The organism is Pseudomonas sp. ChxA (assembly GCF_030263855.1).
Lineage (GTDB): Bacteria > Pseudomonadota > Gammaproteobacteria > Pseudomonadales > Pseudomonadaceae > Aquipseudomonas > Aquipseudomonas fluorescens_CB.
In genome coordinates, this window is sequence record NZ_JARPMK010000001.1 from 4,219,677 (window position 1) to 4,240,919 (window position 21,243).

The window sequence follows — 21,243 nt, forward strand, 5'->3', positions numbered from 1 at the left end:
ACAGGCTTTTGCCTTGCACTTGATCTGGCTCTTGCTTCAACCACTCAGGTCGGCTTTCAGGCCGCCGTGCTGTAGATCTTGATCTTGATCTGAGACGCCCCGTTAACCACGATGGCCGAACGCAGGCTTGAATCCGTGGGTAACCCGGCAGGACGCCGGGTTAGCCGCGCTGGGCCAAGGATGGCCCATCGCGGCGGCCCACGGATTCAAGCCGGAGTGAGGGCATGCCGAGCCTAAGCGAGGCACCGAGTGGTGGGGCGAGGACCTTTTGGTTACTTTTGCGTCCTTGCAAAAGTGACCCGCTGTAAGAGCGGAACCAATATCAGCCATCACCGCAGCAACGGATATGTACACCGACAAACCGCCACAGCAGGCAACCCAGCTCCCACATTTTGTTCAGCGCTTGGCTTTTGGACGGCGCATCAGTTGATAAGCCGCCGGAATCACAAACAGCGACAGCAACGGCGCCGTCAACATCCCCCCAATCATCGGCGCAGCAATGCGGCTCATGACTTCGCTGCCAGTCCCACCACCCAACAGAATCGGCAGCAACCCCGCGATAATAACGGCCACAGTCATCGCCTTGGGCCGCACGCGCAGTACGGCCCCCTCAGTAATGGCCGCCAGCAAATCACCATCCTTACGCTCAGCCCAGGCGTTTTTCAGATACAACAGCATGATCACCCCAAACTCAGCCGATACCCCCGCCAGCGCGATAAACCCGACACCCGTGGCCACCGACAAATTGAATCCCAGCCAGTAGAGCAACCACACACCGCCAGTCAGTGCGAACGGTAACGTGCCCAAAATCAGCACCGCCTCATCCACACGGCGAAAGGTCAGGTACAACAGCACAAAGATGATCATAAGCGTGGCCGGCACCACCAGTTTCAAGCGTTCATTGGCCCGTTCCAGAAACTCGAACTGCCCTGAATAACTGAGACTCATGCCCGGCTGCAAGCGCACCTGCTGCTCGATCGCGGCCCGCAGGTCCTTCACCACCGAAGCCAGGTCGCGGTCACGCACATCGATATACACCCAGCCGGACGGCCGTGCGTTTTCGCTTTTGAGCATCGGCGGCCCATCACTGATCTTGAGCCTGGCCACCGTGCCGAGGGTGATCTGGCTGCCCTGCGGCGTGTAGATCGGCAGGCTGCCCAGGGCTTGCACCGAGTCGCGCCACGCCTTGGGGTAACGCAGGCTGATGGGGAACCGCGCCAGGCCTTCGACCGTTTCGCCAATGGTTTCACCGCCGATGGCGCCCGCCACAATCGACTGCACATCGGCGATATTCAGCCCATATTGCGCAGCGGCCGCACGGTCGATATCCACGTCGATATAGCGCCCGCCAGTCAACCGTTCAGCCAGTGCCGAACTCACACCGGGCACGGTCTTGGCAACCTTCTCCACTGCCTGGGTCACCGCGTCGATCTGCATCAGGCTGGTGCCCGCGACCTTCACGCCAATCGGGCTTTTGACGCCGGTGGCGAGCATGTCGATGCGGTTGCGGATCGGCGGGATCCAGATATTGGTCAGGCCCGGCACTTGCACCACACGGTCCAGTTCCTTCACCAGTTTTTCCGGGGTCATGCCGGGGCGCCATTGGTCCCTGGGCTTGAACTCAATCGTCGTTTCAAACATCTCCAGCGGCGCCGGGTCGGTGGCAGTTTCGGCGCGACCGGCCTTGCCGAACACGTGGGCCACTTCCGGTACGGTCTTGATCAGCCGGTCGGTGCGTTGCAGCAACTCACCGGCGGTTTGCGTCGACAGCCCCGGCAGCGCCGACGGCATGTAGAGCAAGTCACCCTCGTCCAGCGGCGGCAGGAACTCACCACCGAGTTTTGCCATCGGCCACAGCGCGCTCGCCACCATCAGCAGCGCCACCAGCAAGGTCAGGCGTGGCCAGCGCAGCACCGCATCGAGGGCTGGCTTATAGAGTTTGATCAAGCCACGATTGAGCGGGTTGCGCTGTTCGTCGGGAATGCGCCCGCGAATCCAGTAGCCCATCAACACCGGGACCAACGTCACCGACAACCCGGCCGCTGCCGCCATGGCGTAGGTCTTGGTGTAGGCCAACGGGCCGAACAGGCGGCCTTCCTGGGCTTGCAACGTGAACACCGGAATAAACGACAACGTGATGATCAGCAGGCAGAAAAACAGCGCAGGCCCGACTTCCACCGCCGCGTCAGTCATGACTTTCCAGTGCTCGTCACCTTTCAATTCCCGGCCAGGATTAGCGTGGTGCCAGGCCTCGATTTTCTTGTGGGCGTTTTCAATCATCACCACCGCCGCATCCACCATTGCGCCGATGGCAATCGCGATACCGCCGAGCGACATGATGTTGGCGTTGATGCCCTGAAAGCGCATGACGATAAAGGCGATCAATACGCCCACCGGCAGCGAAATAATCGCCACCAGGGATGAGCGCAGGTGCCAGAGGAAAATCCCGCACACCAGCGCCACCACCAAAAACTCCTCCAACAGTTTGTGGCTGAGATTATCCACGGCGCGGTCAATCAACTTGCTGCGATCGTAGGTGGTGACGATTTCCACCCCGGGCGGCAGGCTGTTTTTCAGTTGCGCAAGCTTGGTCTTGACCGCCGCGATGGCCTCGCGCGCATTTTTGCCGCTGCGCAGGATCACCACGCCGCCGACCGCTTCGCCCTCGCCGTCCAGTTCACTGATGCCGCGACGCAGGTCCGGGCCAAGTTGAATGTTTGCTACGTCGCCAAGGCTCACCGGCACGTTGTTAGTGCCGAGCCGCAGCGGAATCGCGCGAAAATCCGCCAGGCTTTTCAGGTAGCCGGAGGCGCGCACCACGTATTCGGACTCGCCCAGGTTCAGCACCGAGCCGCCGGTTTCCTGGTTGGCCTTGTCGATAGCCTCTTTAACCTGCGCCTGGGTAACGCCGCGACTCGCCATGGCAAGCGGGTCGAGCTGCACCTGGTACTGCTTGACCTGGCCGCCGATGGTCGCCACTTCGGCCACATTCGGCAGGGTCTTGAGTTCGAACTTGAGGAACCAGTCCTGCAGCGCGCGTAATTGCGCCAGGTCGTGCTGGCCGCTGCGGTCCACCAAGGCGTACTGGTAGATCCAGCCCACCCCGGTGGCGTCCGGCCCCAGCGACGGCTTGGCCGATGCGGGCAGCCGCGCCTGCAATTGGCTGAGGTATTCCAGCACCCGCGAACGCGCCCAGTACAAGTCGGTGCCTTCGTCGAACAGCACGTACACATAGCTGTCGCCGAAGAACGAAAAACCGCGCACGGTCTTGGCGCCCGGTACCGACAGCATGGTGGTGGTCATCGGGTAAGTGACCTGGTTTTCGACAATCTGCGGCGCTTGGCCCGGGTACGGCGTACGGATGATCACCTGCACATCCGAGAGGTCCGGCAAGGCATCCACCGGCGTATTTTGCACCGCCCACACGCCCCACGCGGTGATGAACAACGTCGCGAGCAACACCAGAAACCGGTTGGCCACCGACCAGCGAATCAGCAAGGCGATCATGGCCGGGCTCCTGGCTGCATGCTCATGCCCGACATGTCGGACGTTGGCGCGGTTATGCCGCTTAAACTGGCTTCGGAATCGAGCAGGAATTGGCCGGAGGCGACCACCTGCTGGCCTTCCTGCAAGCCGCCGAGGATCACGGTCTGGTCCTGATTTTCTGCGCCGACTTCAACCTCTACCGGGCGATAGCGCCCGCCTTCCTCGGCCAGCATCACCAGCACGCGCTTGCCAGTGCGGATCAAGGCTTCGCTGGGCACTTGCAACACCGCTTGCCCGCTGGTTTGCGCCAGGCGCACCTGGGCGGTCATGCCGGGACGCAGGTTGCCGTCGGGGTTGGGCAACTCGACACGCACCTGCACGGTGCGGCTGTCCATGGCGGTGGCCGGCAAAATCGCGCTGATGGTGCCGTCGACGGTTTTGCCCGGTAAGCCGACAAAACGGCTCTGCACGGTTTGCCCCACGGCCAGGGCCGCGCCTTGGGCTTCGGGCACGGCCACCTGCAGCCACACCGAATCCAGGCCATTGATACGCGCCAGGGTCTGCCCTGCCGCCAGCGTCATGCCTTCGCGTACCTCCAGGGTTTGCAGGGCGCCGCTTAACGGACTGGTGACGGTCAACAACGACTGCACCCGGCCGCTGCGTTCCATCTGCTGGATCAACCCGGCAGGCATGCCGCTCAGGTGCAGGCGTTGCCGGGCTGCCGCGATCAAACCACTGTCACCGCTGTGGCGCAGGCTCAGGAATTCTTCCTGGGCCGCCGCCCATTCGGGGATCAACAGGTCCGCCAACGGCGCGCCGGCCTTGAGCACATCACCCGGCGCCCGCCCATAGACGCGCTCGACGAACCCGGCAGCCCGCGCCTGCACCACGGCCACATCGCGGTCGTTGAACGCGAGGGTGCCCGACAGCTCCAGGGTCGACGTCAGCACACCCCGGCTGACGCTCGACAGGCGCACGCCGAGGTTCTGGGTTTGCCGTGGGTCAATCTGCACCGCAGGCGTATCCGCAGCCGCCGTGCCTTCGGCATACCGCGGCACCAGTTGCATGTCCATAAACGGCGATTTGCCGGGTTTGTCGAACTTCTGCTGCGGGTACATGGGGTCGTACCAGTACAGCGCCGGTTTGTCGTCCTTGGCTGCAACAGACGCCACCGGGTGAAATTGCGCCAACCCATAACCCGCGCCCAGACCCAGCAGCACCAGTGCCGCGACGATTGGATTATTCATGGCTGGGTTCTCCGTAGGCGAAATACAGCTGAGCGCCGATCAGGGCGCGCTGCTCGATGGCATCAATTTGTTTGAAACGGGCCTCGACCAGCTCACGGCGAGCGCCGACCACCGCGAGCAAATCGCCCTTGCCGGCGCGATAACCGGCCAGGCTGAGGTCGACTTTTTCCTCGGCCAACGGCACCAGGCTGTCCTGGCTGCGCTGCACGGCGCGGTCCAGGCGCTGGTAAACCGCCAGGTCGTCGTCGAGCATCTGCGTGTGTTCGCGGGTGGCGGCTTCGCGTTCGGCGTCGAGTTGGTCGAGTTCGGCCTGCTTGGCCGCGATGCCAGGGTTTTGTCGGCGCCCGGGAAAGATCGGCAAGTCAAAACTCAATTGCACGGTGACCATGTCGCCGTACTCACGGCTGCGGTGCCCGTAGTCGACTTCCCAGCTCCAGTCCGAGGTCTTTTGCGCCTTGGCCTCCTGCACACGCGCCTGTGCCTCACGGGTGCGCGGCACGAAGGCTTGCAGTGCAGGGTGTTGATGCAGGTTGTGGCTGTAGCCGTGGCTGTCGATGCTCCAGTTGGGTAACTGGCCGCTGGGGGCTTGATTGGCAGCGGCACCGATCCAGCGCTTGAGGGCGGCGCGGGCCTGGGCACGTTGTTGGGTCAGCTCGTCCTCACGCCCCGCCAACTCGGCCGCTTCCTGTTTGGGAATCACCGCATCGGACGCCTGGCCGCGCCCACCGGCCAACTGCGCGCGCACGCTGTCTTGCAGCAGGCGGTTCTGTTGGTAGAAGTCTTGGAACAAGGCCTCTTTGCGCTCCACCGCGTAAGCACGGATCCACGCCTGGGCAGTGGCTTGGCGCACATTAAGGCGCTCGATGCGCCCCTCGGCGGCGGTGCGTTCTATGGTTGCATCAGCCAGCTCGACCCGCGCTTTGCGCTTGTCGCGGCTGGGCACCTGTTGCTGCAGGCCGATCATCTGTTGCGTCATGTCATCGCCATACAACGTGCCGCGATTCGGCCCGCCGATGGGAAAATTCTGCAGGCCCACCAGCAATTTCGGGTCGGGCAATTCGCCGGCCGGAATCGCTGCCTGTGTCGCAGCTTGCAGCTTGGCGGATTCGGCCACCAGCGACGGCGCGTTGTTCTGCGCCAGGCGCAGGGCCTCATCCAGGGTCAGCGCCGAGGCGAGCGCCGGCCACACCAGCACGCCCACCACCAGGGCGCGCACATAGAGGGAATTCATCGTGAAGATTCCTGATCTGTGCCACTGCGCGCCGCGTTATGCGGCCCACAGCAAGGCCATCCCGCAGTGGGGATGGGTTTTCAGATGCAACAGGAATCAGCTACGCGGCGGGCGCCAGACGCCGGAGGGCGTGCGGTCGGGGATAAAATCAGAGATGTGGCCGATGGCCAAAGGATGAGCGCGTGTCAGCGGTGCCTTGAGCACCGCCAGGGACAGTTGCAGCAGGCCGCCGGTTTTGCATTCCTGGCCCGGCTTGCAGACTTTGCCGTGGTCACCGCCGTCCTGGCAGCAGTCGGGGCTCATGTCGGTCATCACCTGCATGTCTGCCATCTTCATCGGGCACGGCTCGGTGCTCGACGGCACTCCCGCCATCCCGGTCAGGGGAAGCGTGAGGCTTAACAGCATGACCAGGATTAAACGCAGAAGGCGGCTCATGGGGCGCGAGTCTAGCCAAGGGGCAGTTAAGCCGCCATTAACAATTTCGTGAGCACTCGACCGTGAAAACGAATCTGCGCCAGGGTCAGCGCGGTGTAGCCGATGATCACCGCAGGCTCCAGGCTGGCCTCGTCACAGAACTTGCCCAACGGCTGCAAGGTCAGGCCGACGGCGGCAGCGCGGCTACAAAAATCCGCCTCGCAGACGCCTGCCGGCAACCACAGCACAAAATGCAACCCAGCCTGCTGGCCGCTGACCCTGCAGCCCTGCGGCAGGCAGGCGAGCAACGCATCGCGGCGCGCCTGATAGGCTTGGCGGGAAGCGCGCAAATGGCGCACGAACGCACCACTGCCCAGGAACTCGACCAGGCCCAACTGATCCGTGGCACCCACCGAATGCCCGGTCAATTGTGAGGTGCGCAATAACGCGGGACGCAGCGCCCTGGGCACCACCATGAAACCCACACGCAAGCCGGGAAACAGGTTCTTGTTGAAGCTGCCGCAGTAGATCACCCGGTCGCCGGAATCCAGGGCTTTGAGCGCGGCCAGTGGCGCGCTGTTGTAGTTGTATTCGCTGTCGTAATCGTCTTCGACCACCCAGGCGTCAGCGCGGGCGGCCCAGTCCAGCATTGCCAGGCGGCGCGAGACCGACAAGGTCATGCCCAATGGCGCCTGGTGGGCAGGCGACACGTAAGCCAGGCGCGCCGTGCCTGGGAGCTGGTCAGTGTCGAGGCCGTCGGCCGTGACCGGGATCGATTGAACCTGCGCGCCAGCCAGGCTGAACAGCCGCCGAGCGGGCTTATAACCTGGGTCTTCGACGCAAGCGGTGTCGCCGGGCTTGAGCAAGGTGCGCGCGATCAGGTCAAGGGCGTGACGAATGCCCGTGGTCACAATCACTTCATCCGCCTCGCAGCGCATGCCGCGATAACTGCGCAAGTAGTCGGCGATTTGCTCACGCAACGCCGGTAACCCAGCCGGGTGCGCGGCCTCCAGGGCACCCGGCCCCGCCGACAGCAAGCCACGGGAAATACAGCGTGCCCAGGTTTTCAAATCGAACAGGCTGGCATCCGGGCGCCGGGCCACAAAGGGCACGTGGCTTTGCACACCTGTATCGGGCTGGTCAGGCACGGCCAGGCGGCGTGGGTGGCTGCTCAGCGCCGGGGCCGCAATAAATTGCTCGGGGATCACCGCACTCACCCGTGTGCCGGAGCCCGCCACACGTTCTACGTAACCCTCGCTGTGCAAGCGCTCGAACGCCGCCTCCAGGGTGCCACGCGACACCAGCCAGCGCTCGGCCAGGCTGCGGGTCGACGGCAAGCGGCTGCCCGCCGGCAGCTGCCGGTTGAGGATGGCGGCGCGCAACGCGTCATAGGCGCCCTGTTGCTTGCCTGCGTTCAATGTATCCGGGCGCGGAAGGTCCAGGGTAGCGGCGGTTTTTCCTCGGCGCATAAGTGGTCCAGTGTTTTAAGCCATAAGTGGCTCAAAGGATTAAACCACAAAGTCGTTAGAGTTCAGGCTCTACTCGTTAACGAAGAAGCTTCCCATGACTCAACGCGCCCTCTCCACCGGGTTCTGGCTGGTCCTGCTGACCGTGCTGATCGCCCTGCCCCGCCTCACGCTCGACCTGCATCTGCCAGCCTTGCCCGCCATGGCTGACTACTTCCACAGCAGCGACAGCCAACTGCAACTGACCCTCACGCTGTACACCCTGGGTTCGGCGATTTCCCTGCTGGTCAGCGGCCCGTTGACCGACCGTTTCGGCCGGCGCCCGGTCTTGCTGGCCGGGCTACTGCTGTACGTGGTGGCGACGGTGACCTGCGCCCAGGCCGACAGCCTCGGCGTGCTGGTGATCGCCCGGCTGTTCCAGGCTCTCGGCGGTTGCTGTACCACGGTGATCGGCCGCGTGATCGTGCGCGATTACTTCGACCGCCACGAACAGGCGCGCCTGCTGGGCCTGATCTCCATGGCCATGGCGATCTCGCCGATGGCCGCGCCGGTACTTGGCAGCCTGATGCTGCCCTTGATCAACTGGCGAGGTTTGTTTGGGCTGCTGGCCGTGATCGGCGCCGGGCTATGCCTGGTGGTTTACCGCCGCCTGCCGGAAACCCGCCCGCCGGAAGTTGCCGCCGCGCCGCCGAGCAACCTGCTGCGCGTGTATGGCCAACTGCTGCGTGATCGCTATTTCCTGCGTTACGCCCTGGCCATCGGCTGTGTGTACAGCACGTATTTTCCGTTTATCAGCGAGTCGTCTTCGCTGTTGCAGCGCGGCTACCAACTGACGGCCACGCAATACGCGCTGGTATTTGCCGCGACCATCAGCGGCTACATGCTCGGGGCAAACTTGTTTCGGCGCCTGGTGGTGCGTTTCGGACCCGACCGTTTGATCAACGCTGGGATCGGCTTGAATGTGCTGGGCAGCGTTTTGCTGGCGATGGCGACCCTCGCGCTGCCGGGAGAATGGCTGGCGATTGTACTGCCGATGGTGGTGATCATGGTGTCGGTGGGAATGGTGATTCCGGCCTGCCAGCTGTCGGTGCTGCAGCCCTATGGCGCGATTGCGGGGACGGCGTCGGGGTTGTTCTTTTTTATCCAGATGTTCCTGACGGCGGTGAGCAGCTGGGTGACGGGGTTGTTATCGGATGGCACTTCACTGCCCTTGCTGATCATGACCGCAGTGGCCAGTGCATTGCTGATCACAAGCTGGCTGACACTGCACAAAACCCAATGTGGGAGCGGCGGTGCGACGACTCGACTTGCCCGCGATAGCGGTGTGTCAGTCAGATAATCCATCAACTGACACTCCGTCATCGCGGGCAAGTCGAGTCGTCGCACCGCCGCTCCCACAGTTAACCTGGATCAGTGCATAAAGATCGCGATCAGGATGATCACCGGAATCGGCACGCCGAGGAACCACAGTAGTAATGAGCGCATGATGTTCTCCTTGAATTAACGAACGTAGTTTTCGGTTTCGACGTACACCACAGCATCCCGACGACGACCGCCGAAGGTAGCCGCGAAGCTGGCAAAGAACGCGCCGATCAACAGGGTCACAAAGGTCCACAGCGAGGCGTAGGCAGCGACTTTGGCGGCAGTGTCGGCCGCTTGCTTGGCTTTGAGCTTGGCATCGTCAATGGCTTTACGGGCTTCGCCGTACACTTTGTCGATACGCGCTTCGGCATCGGCCTGGCTGAGGTTGGTGCGCTGGCTGATCAACTGGGCCAGGTAGGTACGGTCTTCCGGTGCCAGTTGGCCGTCGTTGCTCAGGGTGCGGGTGAGGATACGTGCAACCACACCGTGTACCGCGTCATCGCTGACGGCAGCTGGGCGGTCATCGCGGAAGAGGCTGTCGACGTAGTAGTCGAAGTCGCCGCTGTTGGCGCCTTTGGCTGCGCTACCGGCGGCCTGGCTGATGCCGCTGGCGGCACCTGCGGCAACACTGGCACCGGCTTTCACGCCGCCGCTGACCACGCTGCTGACCGAACCGACCACCAGTACTGCGGTGACCAAAGTGGCGACGGCCCAAGCGAGGAAGCCATGGGCAGTGTCGCGAAAGTACACTTCATCGCCATGCATATTCGCCCACTTCACACGCAACCGGCCGGCAATGTAACCGCCCAGGCCCGAAGCGACGATTTGGGTGAATGCCAGCCAGATAATCGTGGAAATACCCAGCCCCTTGGCGCTCATGCCGCTGTCGGCCCACGGCGACACCGCCGAAAAGCCCAGGCCGAAGCCCAGCAGCACCAGGATAAGCGACAGTGCAGCCGCCGCAGCGGCCCCGGCAAAGATTGCGCCCCAGGAAACCCCAGAGCGCGCGCTTGACTCTTGCAGCGTGGATGACGATGTGATCATTGTTGTTTTGCTCCCGGCAGGAAAAATAGTGTTACAAGTCTCAAAAGGGACAGTGCAGGCAGCATGCCAGCCGGGCAAAAAATTAATATCCTTTAATTTCAATAATTTAACTAAATTGAACTTCCTGGGACCGTGCAACTTGCAAGAAACCACATTGGCGGGCGTGCTTTATGCAATCTCCCTGCAAACCCGCTCACTGTGGGAGCTGGCTTGCCCGCGATAGCGGTCTTGCAGGTTGATATTTTATGTCTGATACACCGCTATCGCAGGCAAGCCTGCTCCCACAATAAAAGTGTCCAACCCGGAAAATTGTGGTGGTTTTGCCAAGATGAAGTTTAATTTAGGAAACATTCAGCTACTTCTTGGCAAAATGACCCCACTTCTAGTGTGAATCGCTCACCAGGTAATCCTATGACCCGTATTTTGACCATCGAGGATGACGCCGTAACGGCCCGCGAGATCGTCGCAGAGCTGAGTAGCCATGGACTGGATGTGGATTGGGTGGACAACGGCCGCGAAGGCCTGGTCCGTGCTGTGAGTGGTGATTACGATCTGATCACCCTCGACCGGATGCTGCCGGAGTTGGATGGCCTGGCCATCGTCACGACCCTGCGCACCATCGGGGTGTCGACGCCGATCTTGATGATCAGCGCCCTCTCCGATGTCGATGAACGCGTGCGAGGCCTGCGGGCCGGTGGTGATGACTACTTGACCAAGCCGTTCGCCTCCGACGAAATGGCCGCCCGTGTCGAAGTGCTGCTGCGGCGCAAAAGCACGGTCAAGGAGTTCGAAACCGCCCTGCGCGTGGCCGACCTGGAACTCAACCTGATCAGCCGCGAAGCCAGCCGTGCCGAGCAGCCGCTGAGCCTGTTGCCCACCGAATACAAACTGCTCGAGTTCCTGATGCGCAACACCGGGCAGATCCTGTCGCGGATGATGATCTTCGAGGAAGTCTGGGGTTATCACTTCGACCCGGGCACCAACCTGATCGATGTGCACATCGGTCGCCTGCGCAAGAAAATCGATCCACCGGGCCTCACGCCGCTGATCCGCACGGTACGAGGTTCCGGTTATGTCATTGCTGAACCCCTCTAAGGGCTGGCGCTCCTCCAGCAGCCGCTTGCTGGCGCTCTACAGCTCGCTGTTCGTGGCCTGGAGTTGCATCCTCATGGGGGTGTTGTATTTCGAAGTGTCGGGTTACCTGGGCGACCTGTCCCGCCACTCGCTGATGCAGCGCCAGCACTTGTTTCAGCGTTTCGACGGCGAAGAACTGGTGGAAGCCCTGACCACCAGTATGACCTTCGACATGAAGGGCGTGGACGCCTACGGCCTGTTCGATGAGCAATTTCGCCCCTTGAGCGGGCCGATCCGCGCCGTGCCGCCGGACTTGCCGCTGGACGGCAAGATCCACGCGCTGGCCAATTGCGTCGAGTCCGACGACCCCAAACTGCCCAAAGACAGCTGCGACGCCGTGGCCACCCACACCGAAGACGGCCGCTGGCTGGTGCTGGTGCGAGCCAATGGTTCGCTGTTCGGCGTCACCCGGATCATCTGGCATGCACTGCTGTGGGCGCTGTCGCTTACGATTATTCCGGGAGCTGCTGGTTGGCATTTATTGCGCCGCCGCCCATTGCGGCGTATTCGCGGGATCCAGGCAAGTGCCGAGGCCATCGTCGCTGGCGACCTGACCCACCGTTTGCCGCTGTCCAATCGGCGTGATGAACTGGACATGCTCGCGGCCATCGTCAACGCCATGCTCGACCGCATCGAGAAGCTGATGAACGAGGTCAAGGGCGTGTGCGACAACATCGCCCACGACCTGCGCACCCCGCTGACACGCTTGCGCGCGCAGCTGTACCGCATCAAGCAGGAAGCCGAGGAGAACTCGGTGTACGCGGTGAAGCTCGACGACGCCATCGCCGAGACCGATACGCTGATGGCGCGCTTTCGCGGGCTGTTGCGCATCTCGGAGCTGGAAGACCACCAGCGCCGCTCGGGTTTCCTGGTGATGGACCCGCTGCCGCTGCTGCGTGAGCTGCATGACTTTTATCTGCCATTGGCCGAAGAAGGCGAACTGCAGCTGCGCCTCGAAGTGCCAGAAGCGCTGCCGTGGATCACCGGCGACCGTGCACTGTTATTCGAAGCCTTGGCCAACCTGCTGAGCAACTCGATCAAGTTCTCGCCCGCCGGTGGTGAAGTGATCTTGCGTGGTGTGAATGACGGCGGCAGCACGCGTATCGAAGTGCACGACTCCGGGCCGGGTATTCCGGCGGCGGAACGTGATGCGGTGTTCCAGCGTTTTTATCGCGTGGATGAAAGCGACCAGCAAGGCGGCTTCGGTTTGGGCTTGTCGATTGTGGCGGCGATCATCAACTTGCACGGGTTCAAGCTGGAGGTTGGCAGCAGCCAGAGTGGCGGTGCGCGGTTGGTATTGGAGTGTCGGCAGCAGTTGATGCCCGAATAGTCCAGGCGCTACAAAACCTTGTGGGAGCTGGCTTGCCTGCGATGACGATGTACCCGGCAAATTTGCATTGCCTGACACTCCGCTATCGCAGGCAAGCCAGCTCCCACATTAAAACGGCTTTGCCAGTTAGTTAGAAGTTGGCGCGCAGCGCCTCGAGGCCGCCGCTGTACACACCGGTGAACAACTCTTCCACCGCCGCATCCGTGGTCCCGGCTGCCGGGGTGAACACGCCCGACCAGGTCACTTTCGCCGAGCTGTCGGTGAGCGCCTCTACCTGCAAGGTCGCCAGGTAGGCACTCACCGGAAACGGCGATTGCTCGATGGTGTAGCTGTAGCTGCGCGCTACGTTATCAAAACTCTGCAAACGCTCGACCACCACACCGCCATCCGCGGTTTGCAGGTGGCGCACGCGCCCGCCATCGCTCGGCTCGCTCTTGACGATAAACGGCAGCCAATCCGGCAGCGCGTTAAAGCCACCGACCAATTGCCAGACCTGATCGGCCGAAACCGGTATTTCAATTACAGAAAAAGCTGTCGCCACAATAAATACTCCAGGAAAAATAAGACTTCAGATCGCCATGCTGTCGACAACACCACCGTCGACCCGCAACGCAGCGCCTGTGGTTGCAGAGGACAGCGGTGAAGCAATGTACGCCACCAGGTTCGCCACTTCATCCACATTCGCCGCGCGCTGGATGATCGAGGTCGGCCGTGCGTTACGTACAAATACGTCGGCCTCGTCCCGCGCACTGCGCCCGGACTTTTGCGTGGCGTCCTTGAGCATCTGCTCCAGGCCGTCGGTAAAAGTCGGCCCCGGCAGCACTGCGTTCACCGTCACGCCGGTGCCGGCCAGGCGCTTGGCCAGGCCATGGGAAACCGCCAGGTTGGCGCTTTTGGTCACGCCGTAGTTGATCATGTCGGCCGGTGTGGCCACGCCGGACTCCGACGACAGGAAGATCACCCGCCCCCAGCCCTGCTCGACCATGCCGGGCGTGTAATGCCGTGCCAGGCGCACGCCGGAGATCACATTGACCTCGTAGAAGCGCGTCCACTCGCTGTCGGGTGCGTCGAAGAAATCCACATCGTTGAAGATGCCCAGGTTGTTAACCAGAATGTCGGCACGCGGTTCGGCGGCGAACAGTTTCTGGGCGCCTTCGGCGGTGCCGATGTCGGCCACCAGCCCGCGCAGGTCAGCACCTGGCACCGCCTGGCGAATGCTCGCCAGCGCCTCGTCGACCTTGCCCGATTCACGCCCGATCACCACCACGGTTGCGCCACAGGCGGCCAGCGCCTGGCTGATGCCCAGGCCAATACCGGCGGTGCTGCCGCTGACGATGGCTACTTTGCCGCTTACATCAATGTTCATCGGTGGTACTCCTGAAGTTAGAGCGGCAGAGGCGCACGGGCCGAAATCAATCGGGCATCGCGCAGCGCCTGCCAGAAGGCTGCCGGAATCTTCTCTGACAACGCCGCAACGTCTTCGGCAATTCGTCCCGGACGACTGGCACCTGGAATCACCGCCGCCACGGCCGGGTGAGCCAGCGAAAATTGCAGGGCTGCGGCTTTTACGCTGACGCCGAACGCCTGGGCAATCGCCTTGATCTGCTCGACTTTACTGATGATCGCAGGGCTCGCTTTTTGATATTCGAAGTGCGCGCCACCGGCCAGAATGCCCGAGCTGTAAGGGCCGCCGACGACGATCTCGACGTTCTGCGCCAAGGCTGCGTCCAGCAAACGCTGCAAGGCGCGTTCGTGGTCCAGCAAGGTGTAGCGGCCGGCCAGCAGGAAGCCGTCGGGCTGGGCTTCGCTGAGGTCAAGGGTCAACTCGCAAGGTTCAACGCGGTTGACGCCCAGACCCCAGGCCTTGATCACGCCTTCTTCGCGCAGGCGGGTCAGTACTTTGAAGGCGCCGGTGCGGGCCTGGTTGAAGTAGTCGAGCCATTGATCGCCGTAGAAGTCCTGGGCGATGTCGTGAATCCACACGATGTCCAGGCGGTCGGTTTGCAGGCGCTCGAGGCTGTCTTCGATGGAACGCAAAGTGGCGTCGGCACTGTAGTCGTTGAGCATCTTGTTGGGACGGCCGTGTTCGAACACGCCGCTTTTTTCGCCGAGGTCGCGAGTGCTTTCTTCGACTTCATCGAGAATCACCCGGCCGACTTTGGTGCTCAGCACGAAGTCATCGCGGTTGTACTGCGACAGGGCCTGGCCCAGGCGAATTTCCGACAGGCCCGAGCCGTAGAACGGAGCGGTGTCGAAGTAACGCACGCCCTGGCTCCAGGCAGCCTCGACCGTGGCCTGGGCTTCGTCTTCAGGGATCGCGCGGAACATGTTGCCCAGCGGTGCAGTGCCAAAGCCCAGTTGACCGGGCAATTTGTCTTTCAAGCTCATGGTGGAACCTCAATGGCGTGGTGGGTCGCTGTGACCGTTGAGCAGATCCTAGATTGCGAAGATCGGACCGTCCAAGACATACTGCGACCAACTTGAGTCCTGCAAGGTCTTACACATGATTGATCTACGCCAACTGCGCTACTTCGAAGTGGTCGCGGAAGAAGAACATGTCGGCCGTGCCGCCGAGCGCCTGCATATTTCGCAGTCGCCGCTGAGCCGGCAGATCGCCCAGCTCGAAGAGCGCCTGGGCCTGACCCTGTTCGAACGCAGCCAACAGCGCATCCGCCTGACCCGCGATGGCCAGACGTTCCTGGCGGAAACCAAGGCGCTGTTGACCCATGCCAACCGCTTGGAATCGCTGGGCAAGCGCCTGGGGCGCGGCGAAGAAGGCGGCTTGTGCATCGGCTACATCGAAAACGCCATGCATGCGGGCGTGCTGCCCAATGCGTTGCGCGTATTGAGGGATGACCGGCCCACCGTGCATATCAAGCTGTACAACTTGCCGTCGCTGGAACAGCTCGAAGGCTTGCGTCAACGCAGCCTCGACATTGCCCTGGTCGGCGAGCCACCGGCCACCGATGACCCGGATCTGACGGCGCTGCAGGTGCTGGACGAGCCGATGCTGCTGGCACTGCCGGAGCAGCATGCATTGGCGCGCCAAAGCGAGTTGTTACCCGAGCATTTGGCTGATCAGGAGTGGATCGGCGTGCAACGCAAGCTTGGCGCCAACCCGGCGGATGACTTCGTGGCTGCGTGCATTCGCGCGGGTTTTACGCCGCAAATCCCTATGGAAGCCAGTGAGCCGTTTACGGCCCTGGGGTTGGTGGCCTCGGGTTTGGGTGTGGCGATGGTGCAAAAGGGGCTGAGCCGGAATGCGCCGCCTGGGGTGGTGCTGCGTGAATTGCCATGGCTGAGTTACACCACACCGCTGTGGGCGGCGTGGCATCGGGTTAATTTGCGGCCGTTGGTGGAGACGTTCAGGAAGGTGCTGACTGAGCCGCGGTGATGGGTGTTGGTGTTGGCGTTGGCGTTGGTGTGTATATCCGTTATTTAGGTAACGGCGGCCTATGGTTCCGCTCTTACAGCGGGTCACTTTTGCAAGGACGCAAAAGTAACCAAAAGGTCCTCGCCCCAACACTCGGTGCCTCGCTATGGCTCGGCATGCCCGCAATCCGACAGTGATTTGGGGGGTCGCCGCGATGGGCCATCCTTGGCCCAGCGCGGCTAAACCGGCATCCCTGCCGGTTTACCCCCCAAATCCCTGTCAGATTCCGGCCATCGTGTTTAACGGGGCGATTTCAGATCAAGATCACGATCAAAAGCGCAGATCAAAAGACCGCTGACTTCGTCATCGAAAAGGATGTAAGGGCCGGAGCAACAGCAACAGCAACAGCAACAGCAAAGCCATACTCGGTCACAGGTGGGAGCTGGCTTGCCTGCGATGGCATCAACTCTGTGTACCTGATACACCAAGGTGTCTGCATCGCAGGCAAGCCAGCTCCCACAGAAAAGCACATGTTCAGAACTGCATGCAGTCAACTGTGGGAGCGGGCTTGCTCGCGAATGCGGTGGGTCAGTCAATTCATCTGTCACTGATACACCGCATTCGCGAGCAAGCCCGCTCCCACACTTAAACCGCGTTGAGTCAGGTAGATAGGCTTTTGCCTTGCACTTGATCTGGCTCTTGCTTCAACCACTCAGGTCGGCTTTCAGGCCGCCGTGCTGTAGATTTTGATTTTGATCTGAGACGCCCCGTTAACCACGATGGCCGAACGCAGGCTTGAATCCGTGGGCAACCCGGCAGGACGCCGGGTTAGCCGCGCTGGGCCAAGGATGGCCCATCGCGGCGGCCCACGGATTCAAGCCGGAGTGAGGGCACACCGAGCCTAAGCGAGGTGCCGAGTGGTGGGGCGAGGACCTTTTGGTTACTTTTGCGTCCTTGCAAAAGTGACCCGCTGTAAGAGCGGAACCAATATCAGCCGTTACCCAAATAACGGATATACACCCATACCCACTACCGCCCCAACCCACCCATAATCCCCGCCGAATTAACGAAAATCGCAATCCCCACAAACACCAACCCAATCGCAAACCCCTGCTCCACACTCAGCTGTTCACCAAAGAACCAGTAGGAAGTGAGCAACCCCGAAACCGGTACCATCAGCGACAACGGCGCCACCACCGAGGCCGGGTATTTTTTCATCAGGTTATTCCAGACCCGGTAACCGACGAGGGTGGTGACATAACACTGGAACACAATCGAAAACCCAGCGCCCCAGGTCAAATCCCCCAACAGATCGCAAAACGCCACGACCCCCTCGAAATACAACGTCATCACCAATAGGAAAGGAATCGAAAACAAGCTCGACCAGACGATAAAGGCCACCATGTCCTCAGGCCGGTTAACCTTTACGATCAAGTTGCACAACGACCACGACAACGCCGCCACCAACACCAGCAAAATACCCAACGTGGTCGAGAGCTGCTCCGACACCTGCAAGATCATCAACAACCCCACCACGCTAAACAGCATCCCCGCCCCGTGCACACGGCTGATCGGTTCCTGCAAAAACAAGCGGCTCATAATGATGGTGAAAAACGCACCGAACTGCAGGAACACTGACGACATCCCCGCCGACAACCCGTGCTGCATCGCCACATTCACCACCCCCCAAAGCCCTGCACCAAACAACACGCCATAGGCCGCCAACGTAGCGTAGGAAACACCCCGGGGCTTGGGGATAAAGAGCACCAACGGCACTGCGCAAAACGTGAACCGCAACAGCGTCAACATAAAGGGGTCGAGTGAGTGCAACCCCAGGCCGATCACCGAAAAGTTGGCGCCCCAGATGATCGTGACAACCAACCCGGCAACCAGGTCGCGCTTGCTCAGTTGCATACCGCGCCCCTTACGCCAATGTCTTCGGTGGCGTGCCGAAGTGAACGAAGTTGTCGAAGTCTTCGTGGCGGTAGGTGTCATGGCGCTCGTAGTAGTTGTACACCACCGAAAGCTTTTGCTCAGTCACCGTCGGCTCGCTGTGATGCAGGGTCTTACGGCCCTGCATGATCAACAACGAACCCTTGGTGGCAAAAATCCTGCGGTGCTCGATCCAGGGCTTTTCCTGGCTGGGATGGTGGCGCTCGACCTGCATGCACAGCGGCGCTTCCTGGTTAGTGGTGAGAAACAGCAGCACGGTGATGCCATTGGTGTCGTAATGCAGCCCAAGGGTGCCGCCACCGGCCGGATAGGCTTTGATAGTGATATCGGAAGGCGGGTACGGCGACACCACTGTGTCGGTATGCGTGATGAGGCTGATCAGCGGCACCAGGCTGTGGTAGATCGCCGTCAGTTCCGGCACATAGCGCCGGATGTCGTCGCCCTTGAAAATGTGATGGTTGTACACCCCACCCAAGTCCGAAACCGCATCGGTGCCCAGGCCCTGGTGCTTGACCCAGTCGACGCCCTGTACCGCAATGATGTTGTTGACACGGGCCACGAGCGTATCGCACAGGTCATCGGGAATTATCCCGCCGATAACCGTGGCGAGGTTGTAGAAGTAGTCGTGTCGGTGTTGGTTGACGTCAAACATAGGCATCCTCCCTGGACAGTATTTCGTGCGGGGCAGAATCTACGTAAGAATTGCGCGGCGGGTAACTAACCGTACGGTCAGTAGCAAAACCGTATAAAAAGTGCCTGCACACAGGCACCTCATCACTTCCCCCTCACGCCCGAAAGGCTAAACGCGAGGTCCCGTCAGAGCATTTCCCGCAACCGATACCACAACATCCCCAACGCCAGCAGCGGCGAGCGCAAGGCTTTACCACCGGGGAAGGTCATGTGCGGCACTTGGCTGAAGATGTCCAGGCCCTGGCTTGCGCCGGCGTGAATGCCTTCGGCGAGCAGGCGCGCGCACCAATGGGTCACGTTCAGGCCATGCCCGGAGTAGCCTTGGGCGTAGAACACATTCGGGTAGTGCTTGAGGCGCCCGACCTGGGGAAAGCGGTTCGCGGTGATGCCGATCTTGCCGCCCCACTGGAACTCGATGGCGGTGCCGGCCAACTGCGGGAACACCTTGAGCAGCTTGGGCTGCATATACGCGGCGATATCCGCAGGGTCACGCCCCGAGTAATGGCAGGCGCCACCGAACAACAGGCGCCGATCAGCCGAGAGCCGGTAGTAATCGAGCCCGACTTTCTGGTCGCACAGGGCGAGGTTTTGCGGGATCAAGTGCTGGGCCAATTCGGCCGACAGCGGCTCGGTGGCGATGATGTAACTGCCCGCCGGCAGCACCTTGCCGCTCAAGCGCGGTTCCAGTTCCTCCAAGTGCGCGTTACAGGCCAGTACCAGATTAGCTGCGCGCACCGTACCGCCGGCGCAACGCACCTGCACCGTATCGCCGTGTACAAGCTCCAGCACCTGGGTCTGTTCGAAAATCTTCACCCCCAACGACTCGGCCACCTGTGCCTCGCCCAGCACCAGGTTCAGCGGGTGCAAGTGCCCGGAGCCCATGTCCACCAGGCCGCCAGCGTAGACGCTGGAGCCCACCACCTGCGCCATGTCTTGCGGGCCGACCAATCGGGTTTCAGCGGCATACCCCAGCGCCGCCAGGCCCGCCTGCTCGCCCTTGAACGCGGCAAACTGCGCCGGGGTGTTGGCCAGTTCGCAAAAGCCCCAACGCAAATCGCAGTCAATGCTGTGCTGGGCGATACGCTCGCCCACCAGCGCCACCGAGTCGATCCCGGCGCGCTCCAGGTAACGCACGCCCTCCTCGCCCACATACTTGGCGAACCCCGACACGTCATGGCCGATACCACGGATCAATTGCCCGCCATTGCGCCCACTGGCGCCCCAACCGATACGCCGGGCCTCCAGCAGGATCACCGAGAGCCCACGCTGGGCCAGTTCGATGGCGGTGTTGACGCCGGTGAACCCGCCGCCGATCACGCACACATCAGCGCTCAGGTCGGCGCCCAGTGACGGGCGCTCCGGCATGGCGTTGGCCGAAGCCCGGTAGTAGGACCGGGCATGGTCATTGGACTGGATCATTTGTTGGTCTTCACTTTGCTCCAGGCGCGGGTCATCAGGCGCATGGTCGCCGGGGTTGGCGTGGTGGAAATATAGAGTTTGTCGAGCACTTCCTGGGACGGGTACACCTCAGGATTATTCACCAGTTCGGGCGCCATGAAGGGCTTGGCCGCCGGGTTGGCGTTGGCATAACCGACCGAGGCACTGACCTTGGCGATCACCTCTGGGTCGAGCAGATAATTGATAAAGGCGTGGGCTTCTTTCGGGTTGCCGGCATCGGCAGGAATCGCCAGCAGGTCGAACCACAGGTTGGAGCCTTCCTTGGGAATCGAGTAGGCGATATTCACGCCGTTCTTGGCTTCCTTGGCGCGGTTGGCGGCTTGAAATACGTCGCCTGAATAGCCGAAGGCCACGCAGATATCGCCGTTGGCCAGGTCCGAGATGTACTTGGAAGAATGGAAATAGGTGATGTACGGGCGCAGCGTCAGCAGCTTGGCTTCGGCCTGTTTGTAATCCTCGGGGTTTTCGCTGCGCGGGTCTTTGCCCATGTAGTTGAGGATCGCCGGGAACAGCTCATCGGCTGAATCCAGGAAGGCTACGCCGCACTCGTGCAGCTTCTTGATGTTCTCGGGTTCAAACAGCACCGCCCATGAGTCGATATGGTCGATGCCCAGCACCTGCTTGACCTTGTCGACGTTGTAGCCGATGCCATTGGTGCCCCACAGGTACGGCACCGAATGCGCGTTACCGGGGTCGTTTTTCTCCAGCAGCTTGAGCAGTTTGGGGTCAAGGTTCTTGAAGTTGGGCAACTGCGAACGGTCGAGTTTCAAGAACGCGCCGGCTTTTACCTGGCGCGCCAGGAAGTGGTTGGACGGTACCACCACGTCATAGCCGGTGCGCCCGGCGAGTAACTTGCCTTCCAGGGTTTCGTTGGAGTCGAACACGTCATAGATCACCTTGATCCCGGTCTTGGCCTGGAAATCGGCCAAGGTGGTCTCGCCTATGTAGTCGGTCCAGTTATAGACACTGACCGTCTGGGCGGCCTGGCTGGTGCTGCTGAACGCCGCGACGAGAGCCAGCGGGAGAAGCTTTTTCACAAGACGCATATCGACACC

General features: G+C 61.5%; 17 protein-coding genes. 4 read left to right on the top strand and 13 right to left on the bottom strand.

What is annotated here, in order from left to right; genetic code table 11:
* Nucleotides 1–396: 396 nt before the first annotated feature.
* The 5 genes from P5706_RS18795 to pdxR form a co-directional block, all read right to left on the bottom strand.
* The gene (locus P5706_RS18795; protein WP_285680803.1) at nucleotides 397–3,507 is read right to left on the bottom strand and encodes an efflux RND transporter permease subunit; all 3,111 of its coding nucleotides are present in this window, start codon (nucleotides 3,505–3,507) and stop codon (nucleotides 397–399) included.
* A complete protein-coding gene (locus P5706_RS18800) occupies nucleotides 3,504–4,733 on the bottom strand; it encodes an efflux RND transporter periplasmic adaptor subunit (protein ID WP_285680806.1) in 1,230 nt (409 codons plus the stop codon). The genes P5706_RS18795 and P5706_RS18800 overlap by 4 nt, the downstream gene beginning before the upstream one ends.
* Nucleotides 4,726–5,964, bottom strand: coding sequence for a TolC family protein (locus P5706_RS18805; protein WP_285680808.1), 1,239 nt, complete (start codon nucleotides 5,962–5,964; stop codon nucleotides 4,726–4,728). Before P5706_RS18805 ends, P5706_RS18800 begins: the two co-directional genes overlap by 8 nt.
* Before the next feature lie 96 nt (nucleotides 5,965–6,060).
* The gene (locus tag P5706_RS18810; protein WP_285680810.1) at nucleotides 6,061–6,399 is read right to left on the bottom strand and encodes a hypothetical protein; all 339 of its coding nucleotides are present in this window, start codon (nucleotides 6,397–6,399) and stop codon (nucleotides 6,061–6,063) included.
* Nucleotides 6,400–6,425: 26 nt separating this feature from the next.
* Nucleotides 6,426–7,847 carry a MocR-like pyridoxine biosynthesis transcription factor PdxR gene (gene pdxR, locus P5706_RS18815; RefSeq protein WP_285680813.1) on the bottom strand — a complete coding sequence of 474 codons (1,422 nt, stop codon included), beginning with the start codon at nucleotides 7,845–7,847 and terminating at the stop codon, nucleotides 6,426–6,428.
* Nucleotides 7,848–7,941: 94 nt separating this feature from the next.
* Here pdxR and P5706_RS18820 point away from each other — a divergent pair, with 94 nt between their 5' ends.
* Nucleotides 7,942–9,183: a multidrug effflux MFS transporter gene (locus tag P5706_RS18820; RefSeq protein ID WP_285680815.1), complete on the top strand. Its 1,242-nt coding sequence runs from the start codon at nucleotides 7,942–7,944 to the stop codon at nucleotides 9,181–9,183.
* A 161-nt stretch (nucleotides 9,184–9,344) separates the two neighbouring features.
* Here the strand turns inward: P5706_RS18820 and P5706_RS18825 are convergent, their stop codons facing one another.
* Nucleotides 9,345–10,250 carry a hypothetical protein gene (locus P5706_RS18825; protein WP_200434564.1) on the bottom strand — a complete coding sequence of 302 codons (906 nt, stop codon included), beginning with the start codon at nucleotides 10,248–10,250 and terminating at the stop codon, nucleotides 9,345–9,347.
* 411 nt (nucleotides 10,251–10,661) lie between these two features.
* Here P5706_RS18825 and P5706_RS18830 point away from each other — a divergent pair, with 411 nt between their 5' ends.
* Both P5706_RS18830 and P5706_RS18835 read left to right on the top strand, forming a co-directional pair.
* Entirely contained in the window at nucleotides 10,662–11,345 is a 684-nt protein-coding gene (locus P5706_RS18830) for a response regulator transcription factor (protein ID WP_003219726.1), read from the top strand.
* Nucleotides 11,323–12,714, top strand: a complete 1,392-nt coding sequence (locus tag P5706_RS18835; protein ID WP_285680821.1) for a sensor histidine kinase — start codon at nucleotides 11,323–11,325, stop codon at nucleotides 12,712–12,714. Before P5706_RS18830 ends, P5706_RS18835 begins: the two co-directional genes overlap by 23 nt.
* A gap of 130 nt (nucleotides 12,715–12,844) precedes the next feature.
* Here the strand turns inward: P5706_RS18835 and P5706_RS18840 are convergent, their stop codons facing one another.
* The 3 genes from P5706_RS18840 to P5706_RS18850 are packed head-to-tail and all read right to left on the bottom strand — an operon-like array spanning nucleotide 12,845 to nucleotide 15,102.
* Nucleotides 12,845–13,255, bottom strand: a complete 411-nt coding sequence (locus tag P5706_RS18840) for an SRPBCC family protein (RefSeq protein WP_285680823.1) — start codon at nucleotides 13,253–13,255, stop codon at nucleotides 12,845–12,847.
* Nucleotides 13,256–13,282: 27 nt separating this feature from the next.
* Nucleotides 13,283–14,080: an SDR family NAD(P)-dependent oxidoreductase gene (locus P5706_RS18845; RefSeq protein ID WP_285680825.1), complete on the bottom strand. Its 798-nt coding sequence runs from the start codon at nucleotides 14,078–14,080 to the stop codon at nucleotides 13,283–13,285.
* Between the two features lie 17 nt (nucleotides 14,081–14,097).
* Nucleotides 14,098–15,102 carry an aldo/keto reductase gene (locus P5706_RS18850; protein WP_285680827.1) on the bottom strand — a complete coding sequence of 335 codons (1,005 nt, stop codon included), beginning with the start codon at nucleotides 15,100–15,102 and terminating at the stop codon, nucleotides 14,098–14,100.
* Nucleotides 15,103–15,217: 115 nt separating this feature from the next.
* Here P5706_RS18850 and P5706_RS18855 point away from each other — a divergent pair, with 115 nt between their 5' ends.
* Nucleotides 15,218–16,108, top strand: coding sequence for a LysR substrate-binding domain-containing protein (locus P5706_RS18855; protein WP_200434572.1), 891 nt, complete (start codon nucleotides 15,218–15,220; stop codon nucleotides 16,106–16,108).
* A 1,008-nt stretch (nucleotides 16,109–17,116) separates the two neighbouring features.
* Here the strand turns inward: P5706_RS18855 and P5706_RS18860 are convergent.
* The 4 genes from P5706_RS18860 to P5706_RS18875 all read right to left on the bottom strand — a co-directional run bounded on the left by P5706_RS18860 (nucleotide 17,117) and on the right by P5706_RS18875 (nucleotide 21,234).
* Nucleotides 17,117–18,001 carry an EamA family transporter gene (locus P5706_RS18860; protein WP_285680829.1) on the bottom strand — a complete coding sequence of 295 codons (885 nt, stop codon included), beginning with the start codon at nucleotides 17,999–18,001 and terminating at the stop codon, nucleotides 17,117–17,119.
* 10 nt (nucleotides 18,002–18,011) lie between these two features.
* Nucleotides 18,012–18,692, bottom strand: coding sequence for a hypothetical protein (locus P5706_RS18865; RefSeq protein WP_285680831.1), 681 nt, complete (start codon nucleotides 18,690–18,692; stop codon nucleotides 18,012–18,014).
* Nucleotides 18,693–18,856: 164 nt separating this feature from the next.
* A complete protein-coding gene (locus tag P5706_RS18870) occupies nucleotides 18,857–20,149 on the bottom strand; it encodes an NAD(P)/FAD-dependent oxidoreductase (protein ID WP_285680833.1) in 1,293 nt (430 codons plus the stop codon).
* A complete protein-coding gene (locus P5706_RS18875) occupies nucleotides 20,146–21,234 on the bottom strand; it encodes a polyamine ABC transporter substrate-binding protein (RefSeq protein ID WP_285680835.1) in 1,089 nt (362 codons plus the stop codon). The genes P5706_RS18870 and P5706_RS18875 overlap by 4 nt, the downstream gene beginning before the upstream one ends.
* Between the last annotated feature and the right edge of the window lie 9 nt (nucleotides 21,235–21,243).